17 protein-coding genes and 1 riboswitch are annotated in these 16,763 nt (G+C 65.6%); of the genes, 13 read left to right on the top strand and 4 right to left on the bottom strand.

Annotated elements, in window-relative coordinates; genetic code table 11:
• Positions 1-3 precede the first annotated feature (3 nt).
• The 3 genes from NGM99_RS18890 (at position 4) to NGM99_RS18880 (ending at position 3,695) form a co-directional block, all read left to right on the top strand.
• The gene (locus NGM99_RS18890; protein ID WP_252821835.1) at positions 4-1,338 is read left to right on the top strand and encodes a dicarboxylate/amino acid:cation symporter; all 1,335 of its coding nucleotides are present in this window, start codon (positions 4-6) and stop codon (positions 1,336-1,338) included.
• A gap of 248 nt (positions 1,339-1,586) precedes the next feature.
• A complete protein-coding gene (locus tag NGM99_RS18885; RefSeq protein WP_252821833.1) occupies positions 1,587-2,480 on the top strand; it encodes an SDR family oxidoreductase in 894 nt (297 codons plus the stop codon).
• A 42-nt stretch (positions 2,481-2,522) separates the two neighbouring features.
• Positions 2,523-3,695 (top strand): zinc-dependent alcohol dehydrogenase, encoded by a 1,173-nt coding sequence (locus tag NGM99_RS18880; protein WP_252821831.1) that lies wholly within the window; start codon positions 2,523-2,525, stop codon positions 3,693-3,695.
• Positions 3,696-3,839: 144 nt separating this feature from the next.
• Here the strand turns inward: NGM99_RS18880 and NGM99_RS18875 are convergent, their stop codons facing one another.
• On the bottom strand, positions 3,840-4,334 hold the full coding sequence (locus NGM99_RS18875; RefSeq protein WP_252821829.1) for a hypothetical protein: 495 nt from the start codon (positions 4,332-4,334) through the stop codon (positions 3,840-3,842).
• A 44-nt stretch (positions 4,335-4,378) separates the two neighbouring features.
• A complete protein-coding gene (locus NGM99_RS18870; protein WP_252821827.1) occupies positions 4,379-4,888 on the bottom strand; it encodes a hypothetical protein in 510 nt (169 codons plus the stop codon).
• A 135-nt stretch (positions 4,889-5,023) separates the two neighbouring features.
• On the opposite strand from NGM99_RS18870, the gene NGM99_RS18865 reads away from it, so the two are divergent.
• Positions 5,024-5,692, top strand: coding sequence for a response regulator transcription factor (locus NGM99_RS18865; RefSeq protein WP_252821825.1), 669 nt, complete (start codon positions 5,024-5,026; stop codon positions 5,690-5,692).
• A 5-nt stretch (positions 5,693-5,697) separates the two neighbouring features.
• Positions 5,698-7,011 (top strand): ATP-binding protein, encoded by a 1,314-nt coding sequence (locus NGM99_RS21830; protein WP_252821823.1) that lies wholly within the window; start codon positions 5,698-5,700, stop codon positions 7,009-7,011.
• Between the two features lie 10 nt (positions 7,012-7,021).
• Here the strand turns inward: NGM99_RS21830 and NGM99_RS18855 are convergent, their stop codons facing one another.
• Positions 7,022-8,164: a fumarylacetoacetate hydrolase family protein gene (locus NGM99_RS18855; RefSeq protein ID WP_252821821.1), complete on the bottom strand. Its 1,143-nt coding sequence runs from the start codon at positions 8,162-8,164 to the stop codon at positions 7,022-7,024.
• Between the two features lie 231 nt (positions 8,165-8,395).
• Here NGM99_RS18855 and NGM99_RS18850 point away from each other — a divergent pair, with 231 nt between their 5' ends.
• Positions 8,396-8,875: a DUF4112 domain-containing protein gene (locus tag NGM99_RS18850; RefSeq protein ID WP_252821819.1), complete on the top strand. Its 480-nt coding sequence runs from the start codon at positions 8,396-8,398 to the stop codon at positions 8,873-8,875.
• Positions 8,872-9,162 carry a hypothetical protein gene (locus NGM99_RS18845; RefSeq protein ID WP_252821817.1) on the top strand — a complete coding sequence of 97 codons (291 nt, stop codon included), beginning with the start codon at positions 8,872-8,874 and terminating at the stop codon, positions 9,160-9,162. Before NGM99_RS18850 ends, NGM99_RS18845 begins: the two co-directional genes overlap by 4 nt.
• A gap of 20 nt (positions 9,163-9,182) precedes the next feature.
• Here the strand turns inward: NGM99_RS18845 and NGM99_RS18840 are convergent, their stop codons facing one another.
• Complete coding sequence (locus NGM99_RS18840) at positions 9,183-9,827, bottom strand: hypothetical protein (protein ID WP_252821815.1); 645 nt, start codon at positions 9,825-9,827, stop codon at positions 9,183-9,185.
• Positions 9,828-10,130: 303 nt separating this feature from the next.
• On the opposite strand from NGM99_RS18840, the gene NGM99_RS18835 reads away from it, so the two are divergent.
• The 6 genes from NGM99_RS18835 (at position 10,131) to NGM99_RS18810 (ending at position 16,690) form a co-directional block, all read left to right on the top strand.
• Positions 10,131-11,186, top strand: coding sequence for an AI-2E family transporter (locus NGM99_RS18835; protein WP_252821813.1), 1,056 nt, complete (start codon positions 10,131-10,133; stop codon positions 11,184-11,186).
• 156 nt (positions 11,187-11,342) lie between these two features.
• Positions 11,343-11,550, top strand: a riboswitch (cobalamin riboswitch).
• 193 nt (positions 11,551-11,743) lie between these two features.
• Complete coding sequence (locus tag NGM99_RS18830; RefSeq protein ID WP_353937438.1) at positions 11,744-12,565, top strand: ABC transporter ATP-binding protein; 822 nt, start codon at positions 11,744-11,746, stop codon at positions 12,563-12,565.
• Positions 12,562-13,509 carry an ABC transporter substrate-binding protein gene (locus tag NGM99_RS18825; protein WP_252821811.1) on the top strand — a complete coding sequence of 316 codons (948 nt, stop codon included), beginning with the start codon at positions 12,562-12,564 and terminating at the stop codon, positions 13,507-13,509. The genes NGM99_RS18830 and NGM99_RS18825 overlap by 4 nt, the downstream gene beginning before the upstream one ends.
• A 49-nt stretch (positions 13,510-13,558) precedes the next feature.
• Positions 13,559-14,518 (top strand): FecCD family ABC transporter permease, encoded by a 960-nt coding sequence (locus NGM99_RS18820; protein ID WP_252822044.1) that lies wholly within the window; start codon positions 13,559-13,561, stop codon positions 14,516-14,518.
• A gap of 60 nt (positions 14,519-14,578) precedes the next feature.
• Positions 14,579-15,271, top strand: coding sequence for an SDR family NAD(P)-dependent oxidoreductase (locus tag NGM99_RS18815; RefSeq protein ID WP_252822043.1), 693 nt, complete (start codon positions 14,579-14,581; stop codon positions 15,269-15,271).
• 201 nt (positions 15,272-15,472) lie between these two features.
• Positions 15,473-16,690: an MFS transporter gene (locus tag NGM99_RS18810; protein WP_252822042.1), complete on the top strand. Its 1,218-nt coding sequence runs from the start codon at positions 15,473-15,475 to the stop codon at positions 16,688-16,690.
• Positions 16,691-16,763: the final 73 nt, after the last annotated feature.

Below are 16,763 nucleotides of genomic sequence, written 5' to 3'. Positions count from 1 at the left end.
ACCATGGCAACCAGCATTCCCGTTCACGCCGATGCGCCGCCCACGCGGAAACCGTTTTATGCCCAGCTTTACGTGCAGGTGCTTGTGGCGATCGCCGCCGGCATCACCATCGGCCACTTCTATCCGGAAGTCGGCGAAAGCCTGAAGCCGCTGGGCGACGCCTTCATCAAGCTCGTGAAGATGATCATCGCCCCGGTGATCTTCCTGACCGTCGTCACCGGCATCGCCGGCATGACCGATCTCGCCAAGGTCGGCCGCGTGGTCGGCAAGGCGATGATCTATTTTCTCACCTTCTCGACGCTGGCGCTGATCGTCGGCATGGTGATCGCGAACCTCACCCATCCGGGCGCAGGACTGAACATCGACCCGGCGACCCTCGATGCGGGTGCCGTCGCGAGCTATGCCCAGAAGGCGCATGACTCCACGATCACCGGCTTTCTGATGAATATCATCCCGGCGACGCTCGCCAGCGCCTTCGTGGATGGCGACATCCTGCAGGTTCTGTTCATCGCCGTTCTGTTCGGCATCGCACTCGCGATGATCGGCGAGCAGGGCCGCCCCGTTCTCGAATTCTTCAATGCGCTCACCGCACCGATCTTCAAGCTGGTGGCGATCCTGATGAAGGCCGCTCCCATCGGTGCCTTCGGCGCCATGGCCTTCACCATCGGCAAATACGGCATCGGCTCGGTGGCGAACCTCGCCTACCTGATCGCCGTCTTCTACCTCACCTCGCTCGTCTTCGTGGTGGTCGTGCTGGGTGCGGTCTGCCGCTACAACGGCTTCTCGATCTTCGCGCTGATCCGCTACATCAAGGAAGAGCTCCTGCTCGTACTCGGCACCTCGTCCTCGGAAGCGGCTCTGCCCTCGCTGATGAAGAAGATGGAACAGGCGGGCGCCAAGAAGTCGGTGGTCGGCCTCGTGATCCCGACCGGTTATTCGTTCAACCTCGACGGCACCAACATCTACATGACGCTGGCCGCCCTCTTCATCGCGCAGGCCACCAATATCGACCTGTCGATCGGCGACCAGATCCTGCTTCTGCTGGTGGCGATGCTCTCCTCCAAGGGTGCGGCGGGCATCACGGGTGCGGGCTTCATCACGCTGGCGGCGACACTGTCCGTGGTGCCCTCCGTGCCGGTCGCCGGCATGGCGCTGATCCTGGGCATCGACCGCTTCATGTCGGAATGCCGCGCGCTCACCAACTTCGTCGGCAATGCGGTGGCCACGCTCGTGGTCGCGCGCTGGGAAGGCGAGCTCGACCAGGATGCTCTGGCGGCGGCGCTCTCATCCGAGCCCAAGGCGGTCGAGAAGAACTACGCCGCCGTTCCCGCCGAGTGAGCATGTGGTCATCGAAGGCTCCCCTTCGACCGATCACTGAAACAAGAAACGTCGAAAGAGCCGGCAGCGATTGCCGGCTCTTTTCGTTTGGGCGGCCACCGGCGGAACAGCCTGCAAACCCGTTGCCCGCCGGCTCACCTGCCCATGCGGCCTTGAGCGAAAGAGCGTGGAACTCACAGGCGAAGCCACAGTTGAGCGCCCACCCCGCAACGAATTTTGCAACAAAAAGCATAGTCACGGAGACATTCATGGCCGATCGGCTGTCCATGCAGGACCCGCGCAAACAGTATCCGCAACCACCCTTCCCCCGCCAGCCGCAGCCGGTGCCAGGCATCGCGGCGAAGATGGACCCCGAACCCGACCATGGTGAAACGAGCTACAAGGGCTCGGGCAAGCTCACCGGCCGCAAGGCGCTGATCACCGGCGGCGACAGCGGCATCGGCCGCGCCGCGGCCATCGCCTTTGCCCGCGAGGGCGCGGATGTCGCGATCTCCTATCTCGAAGCCGAGAAGCAGGATGCGGCGGAAGTGCTCAAGCTGATCGAGGCGGAGGGGCGCAAGGCCGTCGACCTGCCCGGCGACATCACCAGCGAGAGCTGGTGCAAGACACTGGTGGAACAGGCCGTCGCGCAGTTGGGCGGTCTCGACATCCTCGTCATCAATGCAGGCCGCCAGCAGAACCGCGAGGATATCTCGAAGGTCACGTCGGAAGACTTCGACAAGACCATGAAGACCAACCTTTATGCCATGCACTGGATCGCCCAGGCGGCCGTGCCGCATCTGCCGGCGGGTGCGAGCGTGATCACCACGGCCTCGATCCAGGCCTACGACCCTTCCGCCATCCTGCTTGACTACGCCACCACCAAGGCTGGCATCGTCGCCTACACCAAGGCGCTCGCCAAGCAGCTGATCGAAAAGGGCATCCGCGCCAATGTCGTGGCACCGGGCCCGTTCTGGACGGCGCTGCAATCGTCGGGCGGCCAGCCGGAAGAGAAGGTGATGGAGTTCGGCAAGCAGAGCGCCTTCGGCCGCCCTGGCCAACCGGTCGAAATCGCCCCGGTCTATGTGCTGCTCGCCAGCCAGGAGGGCTCGTACATCTCGGGCGAGGTGTTCGGCGTCACGGGCGGCGCGGGCGTCGCCTGACGCCGCTCTTCACCGCAAAAACAAAAAACGAGGAGAAGACCCATGAAAGCTCTGTGCTGGCACGGCACCAACGACATCCGCTGCGACACGGTGGATGACCCCACGATTGAAGACGCGCGCGACGTCATCATCAAGGTGACGAGCTGCGCCATCTGCGGCTCGGACCTGCATCTGATGGATGGGCTGATGCCCACCATGAAGAGCGGCGATGTGCTCGGCCATGAATTCATGGGCGAGGTGGTCGAAGTGGGCTCGCCCGATCACAAGCTCAAGATCGGCGACCGCATCGTCGTGCCCTTCAACATCAATTGCGGCGAGTGCCGCATGTGCAAGATGGGCCTCTACTCGGTCTGCCAGCGCTCGAACCGCAATGGCGAGATGGCGGTCAAGCAGTTCGGTTATCCCACCGCCGGCCTGTTCGGCTATTCGCACCTGACCGGCGGCTATTGGGGCGGGCAGGCCGAATATGTGCGCGTGCCCATGGCCGATGTTGCGCCGATGGTGGTGCCCGAGGGCATGACGGACGACGATGTGCTGTTCCTCACCGACATCTTCCCGACCGGCTATCAGGGTGCCGAGCAGTGCGAGATCAAGGGTGGCGAGACGGTCGCGGTCTGGGGCGCGGGACCGGTCGGCTATTTCGCGATCCAGTCGGCGAAGATCCTGGGTGCCGAGCGCATCATCGCGATCGAAACCGTGCCCGAGCGTATTGCTCTCGCGCGCAAGGCGGGTGCCACCCACATCATCGACTTCAAGACCGAAGACGTGTTCGAGCGCATCAAGGAGATCACCCATGGCGAGGGTGCCGATGCGGTGATCGACGCGGTCGGCATGGAGGCCGATGCGGCGCACGGCCAGGGCGGCATCATTTCGGCCATCAAGGAGAAGGTCGTTCCGCTTCAGCGCGAATATGTGCTGGCCTCGGCCATCCGCGCAGTGCGTCCGGGCGGTGTCGTGTCGGTGCCGGGTGTCTATGGCGGGCCGGTGGCGGTCGACATGGGCTCGATCGTCCAAAAGGGCCTGACCATGCGTTCCGGCCAGACCCACGTGAAACGCTATCTCGAGCCGCTCACCAAGCTGATCCAGGAAGGCAAGGTCGATATGACCTCGCTGGTCAGCCATAAGAGCACCGATCTTAGGGAAGGCCCGGATCTCTACAAGGCCTTCAAGGAAAAGACCGACGGTTGCACCAAGGTCGTGTTCAATCTCGCCTGACGGGAGCCGATCCCTTTGCGCGAAACGCCGCCGGATACGACCATCCGGCGGCGTTTGTTTTTTGTCCCGGCAAAATCTTGCAGGGTGAAAGAGCAGGGTGATGAAAGGCCGGCGCGATGGCCGGCCCTTCCCGATTTTCGAAGTTTACTGAGCCGGCGCCGGTGCGGGCGCTTCAGCTCCTGGCAGGGGCGGCGGTGGCGTGTCGCCACGACCGGGCATCGGCCCCGGTGCGGGCAGCGTGGCGAACTTGTCCATCAGCTGGTTGGCCGCGTCCGCGCAAGGCTTGATCGGTTCGAATTCCGAGCAGCGCACCGTCACTTCGAGCGGCCCGCGCTTGAAGCGGAACTCGGCCGCCTTGGAAGGCGGCGGAGGCGGCGGGCCGTCTGGCCCTTTCGGCCCCCTGCGGGCTTCATCCTTGGGGCCACGCTCGGGCGGCCCACGGCGCTCGTCGCCGCGCGGGCCGGCCTCGTCGCCCGGACGCGCTCCGGGGCCACGCGCTTCCGGGGCGGGGGCCTCGGGCAGCGGGGGAGCTTCGGTCGCACCGGGAGGGGGCGGGGGCGGGGTTGCAGCTTCCTGCGCGAAGGCTGCGGACGAAGCCAGAAGGCTCAGGCCCAGGGCCCCTATGATCAGTTTTTTCATCTTGCAATGCTCCATTGTTGACGAGGTGATTGACACTGACCCGTTCAGGGAAGCTCCGGCCCTTCGGCCACCCGAAGATGGCCGTCGCCGAGGCGTTCCGCCCAGCCGCGCGGACCGGGCTTCGGCGGCTTCAGGCTCTGTGCCGCCCCATCGGCGCGCACCAGAACTTCGCCGTGAAGCGAGCCGCGGTCGAACCGGCCCTGAACGGTGACGGTCTCGCCCGGCTTGACGAGATCGCCGCCCTCGCCGCGCCAGCCGCTGTCGATCAGGGCGCGGCCGGTTCCATCGGCCAGAACGAACTTGTTGCCGAAGACGTCGCCGACCGTGCCTTTGACAGCGGTCTGGGTGCCGTCTTCGAGCGCGTTCACCGCGACCGGCTTCATCAGAACCGTATTGTCGCTCGGCGAAAGTGCCGCCGTGGCGCCCGCGCCGCCGGCGAGGCCCAGGGCGAGAAGGCCGAGGCCCGCGAATGCCGCCTTGGCGCGGCCACCGCGCCGCGAAGGCGTGGCGGGCATTTCCGTTCTGGTTTGGGTCGTCTCGTTTTCCGTGGTCATTCGCATATCTCCTTGTTGCGAGAATGCGCTGATCATGCACCGAGCCCGGCAACCGAGCCTGAATCGCTCCGTTCAGGTTCGGTTCAGCGCCGGGGCATAGGTCGCCGCCGGATCCGAAACAGGAGAGCGAAGAGCGTGAAGGTTCTGCTGGTCGAAGACGACCCCGCGCTCGGGAACCGCATCGCGGATGCGTTGCGCGCCGAGGACTTCGCGGTCGATTGGGCGAAAAACGGCGAGGACGGCCAGCATCTGGGCGACACCGGCATCTATGATGCGGCCGTGCTCGATCTCGGCCTGCCCAAAGTCGATGGCAAAACCGTGCTGCGCGCGTGGCGGCAGGCGGGCCGCGCCCTGCCCGTCTTGATTCTGACCGCTCGCGACGGCTGGTCGGAAAAGGTCGAGGGCTTCAAAGCCGGCGCCGACGACTATCTCACCAAGCCTTTTCGCGTCGAGGAACTGGTGATGCGTCTACGCGCGCTGGCGCGCCGCGCGGCAGGCCATGCCGCCACCCGCATCGCCTGCGGCGCGCTCGTCTTCGATGCTCAGCTCGGTTCCTTCGAGCTGAACGGCCTGCCCTTGCGCCTTACCGCGCTCGAATGGCGCGTCCTGTCCACGCTGGCCTTGCGCAAGGATGTGGTGGTGTCGCGCAGCGAGCTGACCGAGCGCGTCTACGAGGGTGACGTCGAAACCGATTCCAACTCGCTCGAAGTGATCGTCGGCCGTTTGCGCCGCAAGCTCGGCCGCGAGGCGATCGAGACGGTGCGCGGCCATGGCTACCGGTTGACGGCGGTCAGCGGCGAATGAGGCTCGTGCCGCGTTCTTTGGCCGGACGGCTGCTTCTAGCGGCAGGCGCGGCAATCGCCGTTGCGCTGGTGGTAGCTGGCGTCTTGATCAGCAGCGTGCTCGAACGTTTCGTGGTGCGGCAGGTGGATGGCCGGCTCGACGCGCAGATCGCGCTCCTCGACGCAAGCCTTGCCGACGGCGACGCTTCCCTGGAGGAAGCGCGCGACCGCCCGCCCTTCGACCGCCGCGAAAAATGGGTCTGGGTGGTTTCCCGGGATAACCGGATCACGACATCCGCGTTTCTCGGCTCACAACCCGATTTCAGCGGAAGGGGACGCGAAGCCGACCCAGGCGAAATTCGTCCCTTCGATCTCAAGGAGGATGACGGGCGGCTCATCCATTGGCGCGTCCTGCGCAAAAATGGGAGCGGATCGCTGATCGCGGCCGGCGCGCCCTATGATCCGGCAATCGGCCGCCCTTTGGCGGAGGCCATGCAGCCGCTGGTTCTGGCCCTGCTGGCGCTCGGCACCGCCCTCTTGCTTGCGGCTCTCATCCAGGTCCGGCTTGGCCTTCGACCTTTGAGAGCGTTGCAGGAGGAGTTGCATGCCATCCGCGCGGGCAAGCGGCAGTCAGTGAGCGAGAACCAGCCCAGCGAGGTCATGCCGCTGGCCACCGAGTTGAACAAGCTTTTGAGCGAGAATGCCGAGGGCCTCGCCCGCGCGCGTCGCCATGCCGCGAACCTCGCGCATGGGCTGAAGACACCGCTGGCGACACTTGCAGCCGCCCCCTCCGCCACTCAGGATCCGCAGACCAGCGATCTCGTCGAGCGCATGGACAGGCTGATCCGCCACCATCTGACCCGCGCCCGCGCCGCGGCACTCGGGGAAACCTCGCGGGCCCGAACGGAGGCCAGCGCGCGGCTCGGCGATCTGGCGGACGTCATGCGCGCGGTCCATGCGCCGAAGCCGGTCGCGGTCGAGATCGATCTCCCCGCCGAAACAGTTGTCGCCTGCGAGGCGCAGGACTTCGACGAGATCTTCGGCAACCTCCTCGACAACGCCTTCAAATGGGCGCGGGGAACCGTTCGCATCAGTGCCAGCCGGGAGCAACGCAAAATTTGCATTCGCATCGAGGACGACGGGCCGGGCATCAGCGCCGAGGCGGTCGAGGACGTGCTCAAGCCCGGCAAGCGCCTGGACGAGACGGTGCCCGGCTACGGCTTCGGCCTGCCCATCGCCACCGAGCTCGCCGAACTCTATGGTGGCTCGGTCAGGCTCGGCGCATCGGCGGATTTGAAAGGCGCATGCGCCGAGGTCCGCTTGCCTTCAGCGCAAGGCTGAAAGGATCGCTTCAAGCCGTCAGCAGTCCGCGCCGGGCGAGATTGCGCATCAGATGCGAAACGCCGAAACGCCACGGCGCGCATTCGTCGGACGGACGCACGGTATTGCGCAAGAGCCCCAAGCCCTCGCTGGAAATCGCAACCACATCGCCGATGCGATGCGTGAAGCCTTGGCCCTTTTCCCCCCGATCCTGCACCGGCGCGAACATCGTGCCGAGAAAAAGCGCCAAGCCATCCGGATACTGGTGATTGGGCCCGATGGCCTGGGCCACCAGATCGAGCGGATCGCGGCTGATCTCACGCATGGAGCTCCGGCCTTCGAGCGTGAAACCATCCGTGCCCTCCACTTCGAGCACGAGTTCGGCCTGGCGCACGTCCTCGATCCCGTAAGCCTCGTCGAAAAGCCGGATCAACGGGCCGACCGCGCAGGACGCGTTGTTGTCCTTGGCCTTGCCGAGAAGAAGTGCCGAGCGGCCCTCGACATCGCGCAGGTTTACGTCATTGCCGAGCGTGGCACCCCGCGTCCGGCCCTCTGCGTCCACGACGAGCACGATCTCGGGCTCGGGGTTGTTCCAGTGTGATGCCGGGTGGATGCCGATCTCGGCTCCATGGCCGACCGCCGACAGGACCTGCGCCTTGGTGAACACTTCCGCGTCAGGCCCGATGCCCACTTCGAGATATTGCGACCAGAGCTTCTCTTTGATCAGCAGTGCCTTCACTTCGCGCGCCTGGGCCGAGCCCGGCACCACGCCCGACAGGTTTCCGCCGATGATGGCCGAGAGGCTCTCCCTGATCGCACTCGCAGCGGCCGGATCGCCCGCTGCCCGCTCCTCGATCACGCGCTCGAGCATGGAGCGCACGAAGGTGACGCCGCAGGCCTTGACGGCCTGAAGATCGATGGGTGCCAGCAGCCTCACGCCATCGGTGCGGCCCGTCGCCAGAAGTGCTGCCGCGTCCGCGATGGCGCTGCCCTGGGTGCTGTGCGCATAGGCCACCGGATCGTCCAGTTCGAGCAGGTCGCGCACCGTCGGCACCTCGCGCGAGGTGATGTCGATCACCGCCCCCTCGCGAACCGTGACCAGCGAAGGCCCGTCCACCGCGTCGCGCCAGACCCGGCCCACGAAACAGCCTGTCGCAAACCAGTCCGCCGTCATCGCGATTCCTCTCCTGCCCATTCCCGCAACGGAGCACCTATCATAGCGGGTAGTCCATCATAGCGTGGGCCCATCATAGCGTGCGGTTGGCGCTTGCACACCGATTTCGGGATCACCACATAAGGCTTGTTGGGTCCGGGCCCCTCTGGCGGCGTGGTTGAGCACGCGGCGATGTCGGACCCCTTTGGAGCCGGGCGCGTGGTCCGGCATGAAGAGGAGCCTTGGTTTTCAGTGAAAACCGTGAACCCCACTCAGTCGGAATCTTTTTTCCGCCAGCCGCCCGACCGTGCGGCGACGCTTGCGCGCCTCGACAAGCTGTCGCGCCTGATGGATGCCGCCTTTCGCGTGCCTGTGATCGGCACCCGGATCGGTGCGGACGCCTTTCTGAACCTCGTGCCGGGCGCGGGCCCGCTGGTGTCGCAGGGCATGTCCGCCTGGCTCGTCTGGGAAGCGCGACGCCTCGGCGTGCCGAAATCCGTTCTCCTGCGCATGCTCGCCAATGTCGGCGTCGATCTCGCCATCGGCCTCGTTCCCGTGGCGGGCTGGATCGGCGACGTGTTCTTCCGCGCCAACCTGCGCAACATGGCGCTCTTGCGCGAGCATCTGGCCGAAAACCCGGGAGCGCCCACACACGCCTCGAACAGGCGTGACCCGAACAAGGGGCGCGACTGGAACAATGGTCCGGTCATCGAGGCGGAGCCGGTGCGATGAGCCGCCTCCTCACGGGACTGGTTCTCGTGGCCGCCGCCATCTGGTCGGCGGTGGTGTGGGGCAGCTACTGGATCCTGGCGCAGCTCGGCACAGCCGTGGACTGGAACTGGTGGCTCGCCGACCTGCCGCGCGAAACGACCCTGATCGCCAACTGGCTCGAAGGTTTCTTGGGCACCTACGGCCATGGCACGACGATGGTCGTCTGGCTTCTGGGCCTCGGCCTGCTCGGAATCCTGTTGGCCATCGGGCGGCTTTTTGCGAGAAGCCTTGGCGGCCAGAAAGCCTGACGGCGCAGGGCGATCGCGTTTCAGCGCAACAGGCCGTCGTCGGAGAACGCATCCCAGCCTTTGAGCCTCGGCCGCGCCTCGGCGGGCTGATCGGGCCTCAGTGGCTCGGAGGCGGCTTCCGTGGGAACCTGGCCCGCCTTGCGCTTGAGCGCTGCCTTGCCGGCGGCCCGCTTGCGGTTTTGGCTTGCGGTCTCCTTGTCCTCTTCGCGCCAGAGCGCCGGCATGTCGCGGTCGAGCACATCCTCGATGAAGCGCGGATCGAAGACATGGAACGTGACGGCCTTCGCCCGGCCGCGCAGCTTCACGGTTCTGGTGCCGGCACTTTGCAGCCGTCCATCCTTGGTCCATTTCAACCGCTCGCGCGGCGCGATGGCGAGAATGTCCTCCACCTCGCGTGGCAGAACGGGCAGCACGGCCATCTGGACAAGATTTCTTTCCACGATGGCTGAAGCGGCCTCGAAGAGCTTTTCCTCGCTTTGAGCCAGTGAAAGCACCAGCCTTCCGGCTTCGGCCTTGAGCCCGAGCCGCGCCAGCACCGGCAGCCGCGCCCGCAATTCCTGGCCGATGCCCTTTGCCCGAACGGCGGAGCCGAGCGTCACCGAAACGGCGAGCGGCCATTCGGCTTGGAGGACGGGTGTGTCCTGCGCGGCAGGCGCGGAGCTCACGGGCTTCAGACGAGGACCCCGTCTGGAAGCTGCACCTTTTCGTTTCACGGATCGTTTCGCCAAGCGCGCTCCAGGCTCCGGTTTGGGGACGGACCTTTCTTCAACAGTCACGAAACACGGCTGGTTGCCATAACAGGTTCTAAAGCCTGAGCGAATCGCTCTCGCTCATGACCCAGAAGATGGTAGCGCCGCGCGCAGCCTTGAGGCACAAGGCGAACTGAGCCGAACCGGCCGGCTCCGGCTCGAACCGGCGCGTCGCCCGTTTTCACCCCTGTTCGGCCAACCTCGCGCGGAGAACCCGATATGAGCAGCATCAGCACCCGCGCCGAGCAGGCGAGCTTCGTGGTGGTCATCGTGCTGGTGACCGTGGCCTTCGTCTGGCTTTTGCTGCCGTTCTACGGCGCCGTCTTCTGGGCGATCACGCTGGCGATCCTGTTCAACCCGCTGCAGCGCCGGTTGGAAAAAGCCCTGAAAGGCCGGCGCGGCTGGGCGGCGGCCCTCAGCGTTCTCGCCTGCATCTGTCTCGTGATGATCCCCGGGGCACTGATCCTGTCAGCCCTCGCAGGAGAAGCCGCATCGTTCTACGGCCGCCTGCAGTCGAGCCAGACGGATGCCGCCACGATCCTGCAGACCTTCCGCGATGCCATGCCCGCTTTCGTGACGGATCTGCTTGCCCGCTTCAATCTGGGCTCGCTGGAAGAGATCCAGCAGCGCGTCGTGAGCACGCTCGGGCAAGGCGCGCAAACCATCACCACGAGCCTGGTTTCGGTGGGCCAGGGCACGGCGCAACTCGTCGTCAGCGTCGGCGTGATGCTTTACGTGCTCTTCTTCCTGTTTCGCGACGGGCCCGCGCTGACCAGCAAGATCAAGCGGGCGAGCCCGTTGAGCGCGCACCATACGGACACGATCCTCGACAAGTTCAGGTCCGTGGTGAAGGCCACCGTGAAAGGCAACGTCATCATCGCCCTCATACAAGGTGCGATCGGCGGCATCACCTTGTGGCTGATGAGCATTCCCGCCGCCCTGCTCTGGGGCGTCTTGATGGCCGTGCTGTCGCTTCTGCCGGCTGTCGGCTCCTTTATCGTCTGGGGACCGATCGCCCTGTTCCTGTTTTTGTCGGGCGCTTACGTGAAAGGCATCATCCTCGTTCTTGTCGGCGTGCTCGTGATCGGCCTCGTCGACAATCTCCTGCGCCCGCCGCTGGTCGGTGCGGGTACACGGATGCCCGATTATGTGGTGCTGGTTTCGACGCTCGGCGGCATCGCATTGATCGGCCTGAACGGCTTCGTGGTCGGCCCGCTGATCGCCGCTTTGTTCATCGCGGTCTGGTCGCTCTTCACGGAAGACCGCGGACACTAGTGGCGCACAAGGAAAGCCGCTGATCCCCTGCCTGGGGCTGGGTCGGTCGTACCCAAGATCGGGATCGGGCTGAAGCGGAATATCATGAACCATCCTGCAGATTGCTAAATGTAACAACATTACATATGACAGCCCTTGCCGCGGCATGGTTTTGTGCTTAGCATCGGTTTTGATGGTGCCCGAAGCCGCAAGGCGGAAGGTGAAAAGGGAATGCGGTGAAGCCTTCATGGCCGATGCCGCAGCTGCCCCCGCAACTGTGAGCGGCGAGCTTTTGTCCGACATGCCACTGGTCCCTCGCGGCCGGGAAGGCGGATAAAGGCCGTGACCCGTGAGCCAGGAGACCTGCCATCACGAACTGAAACGACCGGACGGGGTGTGCCGGGAAGCGTTGCGAGGCCTGCCGGTATGCGTCCGGCATGTGGCAGCATCCTTCCCGCGCCAAAGGCGAAGGGGAGCGATATGGATGCCGAAGCTTCAAACCATGCGATCATGATCGGTCGGCTCTGCCGGGCTTCCGGTTCGGGCTGCGCGGCGGCTTCAAGGCGGGGAAGCGCGTGGTGACGGCTCCTCTCCTCCACTCCATGAAGACGTCCGTGATCGAAGCCAGAGCGCTCGGCTGCACGCTGCGTGGCGGAACGGTGATCCTCGATGACGTCTCGCTTGCCGTGGGCGAAGGCGAGCGGCTGGCATTGATCGGCCCGAACGGCGCCGGCAAGACCACGCTTCTGCGCATCCTCGCCGGCATGCAGAAGCCCGATCGCGGCACGGTCTCGCTTCTCGGCCGCCCGCTCGCCGCCCTCAAGCCGGCCGAGCGCGCCCGCACGGCGGCAGTTGTCGGCCAGACCGACCAGCCCGACCCGCGCGTTTCCCTGTGGGACTATGTGGGACTGGGCCGCATTCCGCATTCGGGGCTGAAAAGCCGCGTCGAGGAATGGGGCATTCTCAACACCGCGCTCGCCCGTACCGGGCTCGACCATCTGCGCCACCGCGAAATGGGCAGCCTGTCGGGCGGCGAACGCCAGCGCGCGCAGATCGCCCGCGCTTTGGCGCAGGAGCCGCAGGTGCTCTTTCTCGACGAGCCAACCAACCATCTCGATCCGCGTGCACGCAGCGACCTTCTCGGGCTCGTCGCCGAACTGGGCCTCACCGTGGTCGCGGTGCTTCACGATCTGGCACTCGTGCCGGACTTCGCCACCCATGTGGCAGTGATGAATGGCGGGCGCCTCGTCGCCCATGGCACGCCGGCCGAAACGCTCTCGCCCGAAACCGTGCGCGCGGTTTTTGCCGTCGAGGTCTTGCGTTTTCCTCACCCGCGCGAGCGGCGCGAACTTACCGTCTTCGACCGTCCTGTCTCTTTCTCACGGAAACGCTTTCAGTGAAACGCCTTCTCCTCCTCTCCCTCGCCACATTCTGGGCCTCCGCGGCTTTCGCTTTCCCGGTGACCGTCGAGAATTGCGGCGCTCCGATTACCTTCGAGGCAGCGCCCAAGCGCGCGGTGATCCACGATCTCAACATGGCCGAAATGGCCTTTGCGCTCGATCTCCAGCCTGCCATCGTCGGGCTCACCGGCATCACCGGCTGGTACAAGGTCGGGCCGGAATTCAAGAAAGAGCAGGGGTTCATCCCTGAGCTCGCGCCGAAGAACCCCTCGGTCGAGACCATCGTGGCCGCCGAGCCGGACTTCTTCTTTGCCGGCTGGAACTACGGCCTGCGCCCCGAAAACGGTGTCACGCCGGATGCGCTCGCGGCCCATGGCATCAAGACGCTGATCCTTTCCGAAAGCTGCGCCATCCAGAACAAGAGCCGGCCCAAGGCCAGCATGGACCTGCTTTACGGCGATATCGAGCGCTTGGGTGCGGTGTTCGGCAAGGACGACAAGGCAGCACAGCTGGTAGCCGGCTGGAAAAAGGAGATGGCCGACATCCAGCTCAAGGTCGGCCCGAACAGCGGCACGCGCGTCTTCCTCTACGATTCGGGCGAGGACAAGCCCTTCACCGCAGGCCGCTTCGCCATGCCCACCGCGATGATCGAGGCGGCGGGCGGCAGGAACATCATGGATGACCTCGACACCTCCTGGGGCACGACCGACTGGGAAACGGTCGCGACGCGCAATCCGGAGTTCCTGGTGCTGCTCGACTACCAGGACGATGCCGGCTACCGGAAGCTGCTCGACTTCCTCGAAAACCATCCGGCCATGAAGGAAACCGACGCGGTCAGAAACAAGCGCTTCGTGGCGCTGCGCTATGCCGAATTGACGCCCGGGCCCGCCAATATCGAGGCGACCGCGAAGATGGCCAGGGCCATGCATCCGGAAGCGTTCTGATCGCTTGAACAAACGCTTCGGTTTCAGCGTTGCGGGCGCGGCCGTCCTGATGGCCGCGCTGGCACTTTTGTCGGTGATGTATGGCTCGACGGTGATCCCGGCGGACAAGGTCTTCGCTGCCCTTCGCCATGCGCTCGGCCTGGGCGGATCGGGTGCGGACGGGCCGGTCGGGCGCATCGTCGTGGATCTGCGCCTGCCGCGCGCGGTGCTGGCGATCGCGGTGGGTGCCGGGCTCGGCGTGGTCGGGCTCCTCTTGCAGACCGTGACGCGCAACGATCTGGCCGACCCGTTTCTGTTCGGGCTCTCGGCCGGTGCGGCCGCGGGTGCGGTTGCCGTCATCACGGGCCTCGGCAACCAGTTCGGGATCTGGACGCTGCCGGCGGCGGCCTTCGCGGGCGGCATGTGTGCGACCGCCATCGTCCTCCTGCTTCTCCACCGCACGCGCGACAAGGGCGCGGAGCGGCTGATCCTGGCAGGGCTTGCCGTGTCGTTCCTGTTCACCGCGCTCACCAACTACCTTGTCTTCTCGGGCGACCAGCGCGCCGCCTATTCGGTGCTGTTCTGGACGCTCGGCGGTTTGGGCCGCGCCACATGGAGCAGCATCTGGCTCGGGATTGCGGGGGCGGCCGCCGTTCTCGCCTTCGCGCTTCACCAGCATCGCCGCCTCGACGCGCTTCTGGCGGGCGAGCACACGGCCGAAAGCCTGGGCGTTTCGGTCGTGCCCCTGCGCATCGCGACCTTCGTCGCCGCAAGCTTCGCCACTGCCCTTCTGGTGTCGGTGGCAGGCGTGATCGGCTTCGTCGGGCTGATGATCCCGCATCTGGCGCGCGCGGCCGTCGGCCCGCTTCACCGGCGCCTCGGCCTCACCTGCGCGCTGTTCGGCGCGGTTCTGTTGCAGGCGAGCGATCTCGTGTCGCGGACGCTGATCACGGCGCAGGAACTGCCGATCGGCGTGGTCACCAGTTCGCTCGGCGCCATCTTCGTGGTGGCACTGCTGCTGCGACGGTGAGACAGAGGAAGAAGCCTCCTGTCACGGCGGTAAAGATCGAGGATCGGGCGGGTGAAGGAACTGTCATCTTTGCAGAACGGTTACCGCGCGCTGGTGATCGGCAGCACGGGCGGGATCGGCGCGGCGGTGAGCCGCTTTCTCGCAGCCGATCCACGCTGCCGCGCGGTGGCAACCCTGTCGCGCAAGGACGGGTTCGATCTTTGCGACGAAACGAGCATCGCCGCCGCCGCTGAGCGGATTGCCGCGGGTGGCGAACTCGATCTCGTCTTCGACGCCACCGGCGCTCTGGTTATCGACGGCGACAAGCCGGAAAAGACGCTGCAGGCGATCAGTCCGGAAGCCATGGCAAAGCAGTTCGCGGTGAACGCGATCGGACCGGCCCTGCTTTTCAAGCACTTCGCGCCCCTGTTGCCACGCAACCGCCGCGCGCTGTTTGCGACGCTTTCTGCACGCGTGGGCTCGATCGGCGACAACGGCCTGGGCGGATGGATTTCCTATCGCGCCGCCAAGGCGGCGCTGAACCAGATCGTGCGCACAGCAGCGGTGGAGATCGGCCGCACCCGGCCCGAGGCGGTCGTGGTCGCGTTGCATCCGGGCACGGTGGCAACACGGCTGTCCGATCCGTTCGCCCTGAACCGCGATCGGTTCTCGCCCGACGAAGCCGCGGAGCGCCTGCTGGCCGTGCTCGATGCGCTGCCGCAATCGGCCAGCGGCGGCTTCTTCGCCTATGACGGCAGCCCGATCGAATGGTGAGATAACTTTCTTGCCACCAGCCGCATTGCAGGCAGGCGCGGGCTGAGCTGCAAGCCTTGCCATCACGTCGCACGCAAAACCGCTTCGCCTTTCGGTCAGGATTGCTTATGCAGCGCGCAACGCACCGGACGCAGATCGTTTTCCATGACCACTGAAGCCACCTACGGCACCGCACCCGCTGCGGCCGTCGATCCATTGCCCATGCCTGCCCAGCGCATACCTGCCCAGTCCATACCTGCTCAATCCACGCCCGCACGACTGGTGTTTCTGATCACGGTCGCGCTGGCGGTCGGCAGCTTCGGCATCGGAACCGGCGAGTTCGCGATCATGGGGCTCCTGCCCGACGTCGCGAAAGGCCTCGGCGTTTCGGTTCCGCAAGCGGGTCACCTCATCAGCGCCTATGCGTTCGGGGTGGTGGTCGGCGCGCCGCTGATCGCGCTGCTTGCCGCCAAGCTCAGCCACCGCACGCTTCTGCTTTTTCTGATGCTGGCTTTCGCGGCCGGCAACCTGGCAAGCGCGGTGGCGCCCGGAATGGAAAGCCTTGTTCTCCTGCGTTTCATCTCAGGCCTGCCGCATGGTGCCTATTTCGGCGTCGCGGCTCTGGTGGCCGCCTCGATCGCGCGGCCGAACAAGCGCGCGCAGGCGATCGGGCGCGTGATGCTCGGGCTCACGGTCGCGACGCTTCTTGGCACGCCGCTCACCACTTGGCTCGGCCAGCTGTTCGGCTGGCGCTCGCTGTTCGTCCTCGTGGGTGCCATCGGCGTCCTTACGGTGGCGCTTCTCTGGTTCACCGTGCCAGAAGACGAGGTTCACGAGGATGCCAGCGCGATGCGCGAGCTGAGCGCCCTCATGCGCCCCCAGGTCTGGCTGACCTTCGCCTTCGCGGCGGTAGGTTTCGGCGGCATGTTCGCGGTGTTCAGCTATATCGCCGCGACCGCGCAGATCGTGACCGGTCTTCCCGAAACCTTCGTTCCCGTCATTCTGGCCATCTTCGGCGCGGGCATGATCAGCGGCAACATCCTGGGAGCATGGGCGGCCGACCGCGCGCTCAAGGAAACGCTGTTCGGCATGATGGTGTTCAACATCGTCGTGCTCGTCGTCTTCGCGCTGACCGCGCAATATCCGATCATGCTCTGCCTGTGCGTGTTCTTTGTCGGCTTCGGCGTCGCGCTCGGACCCGCAGTCCAGGCGCGGCTGATGGATGTCGCGGGCGATGCACAGACCTTGGCCGCCACATCCATGCATTCGGCCTTCAACATCGCCAACGCGGCCGGCGCATGGCTCGGCGGCATGGCGATCACGGCCGGCTATGGCTATGCCTCGACCGGCTGGGTCGGCGCCATTCTGGGCGTGGCGGGGCTCGCTGTTCTCGGCATTTCGCTTTTGGTGGACCGGCCTGAGGCACAACCGGCAAGCTGAAACTGCGATCAGCTCTGCACGCCCGGAGGATGCTCAAGCGCGCAGAGACCGGACTGCCACTGCGCCAGCCGGC

The sequence above is a fragment of the Mesorhizobium liriopis genome, from assembly GCF_024053505.1.
Lineage (GTDB): Bacteria > Pseudomonadota > Alphaproteobacteria > Rhizobiales > Rhizobiaceae > Mesorhizobium_B > Mesorhizobium_B liriopis.
This window is presented reverse-complemented; position numbering and strand designations above follow the sequence as displayed.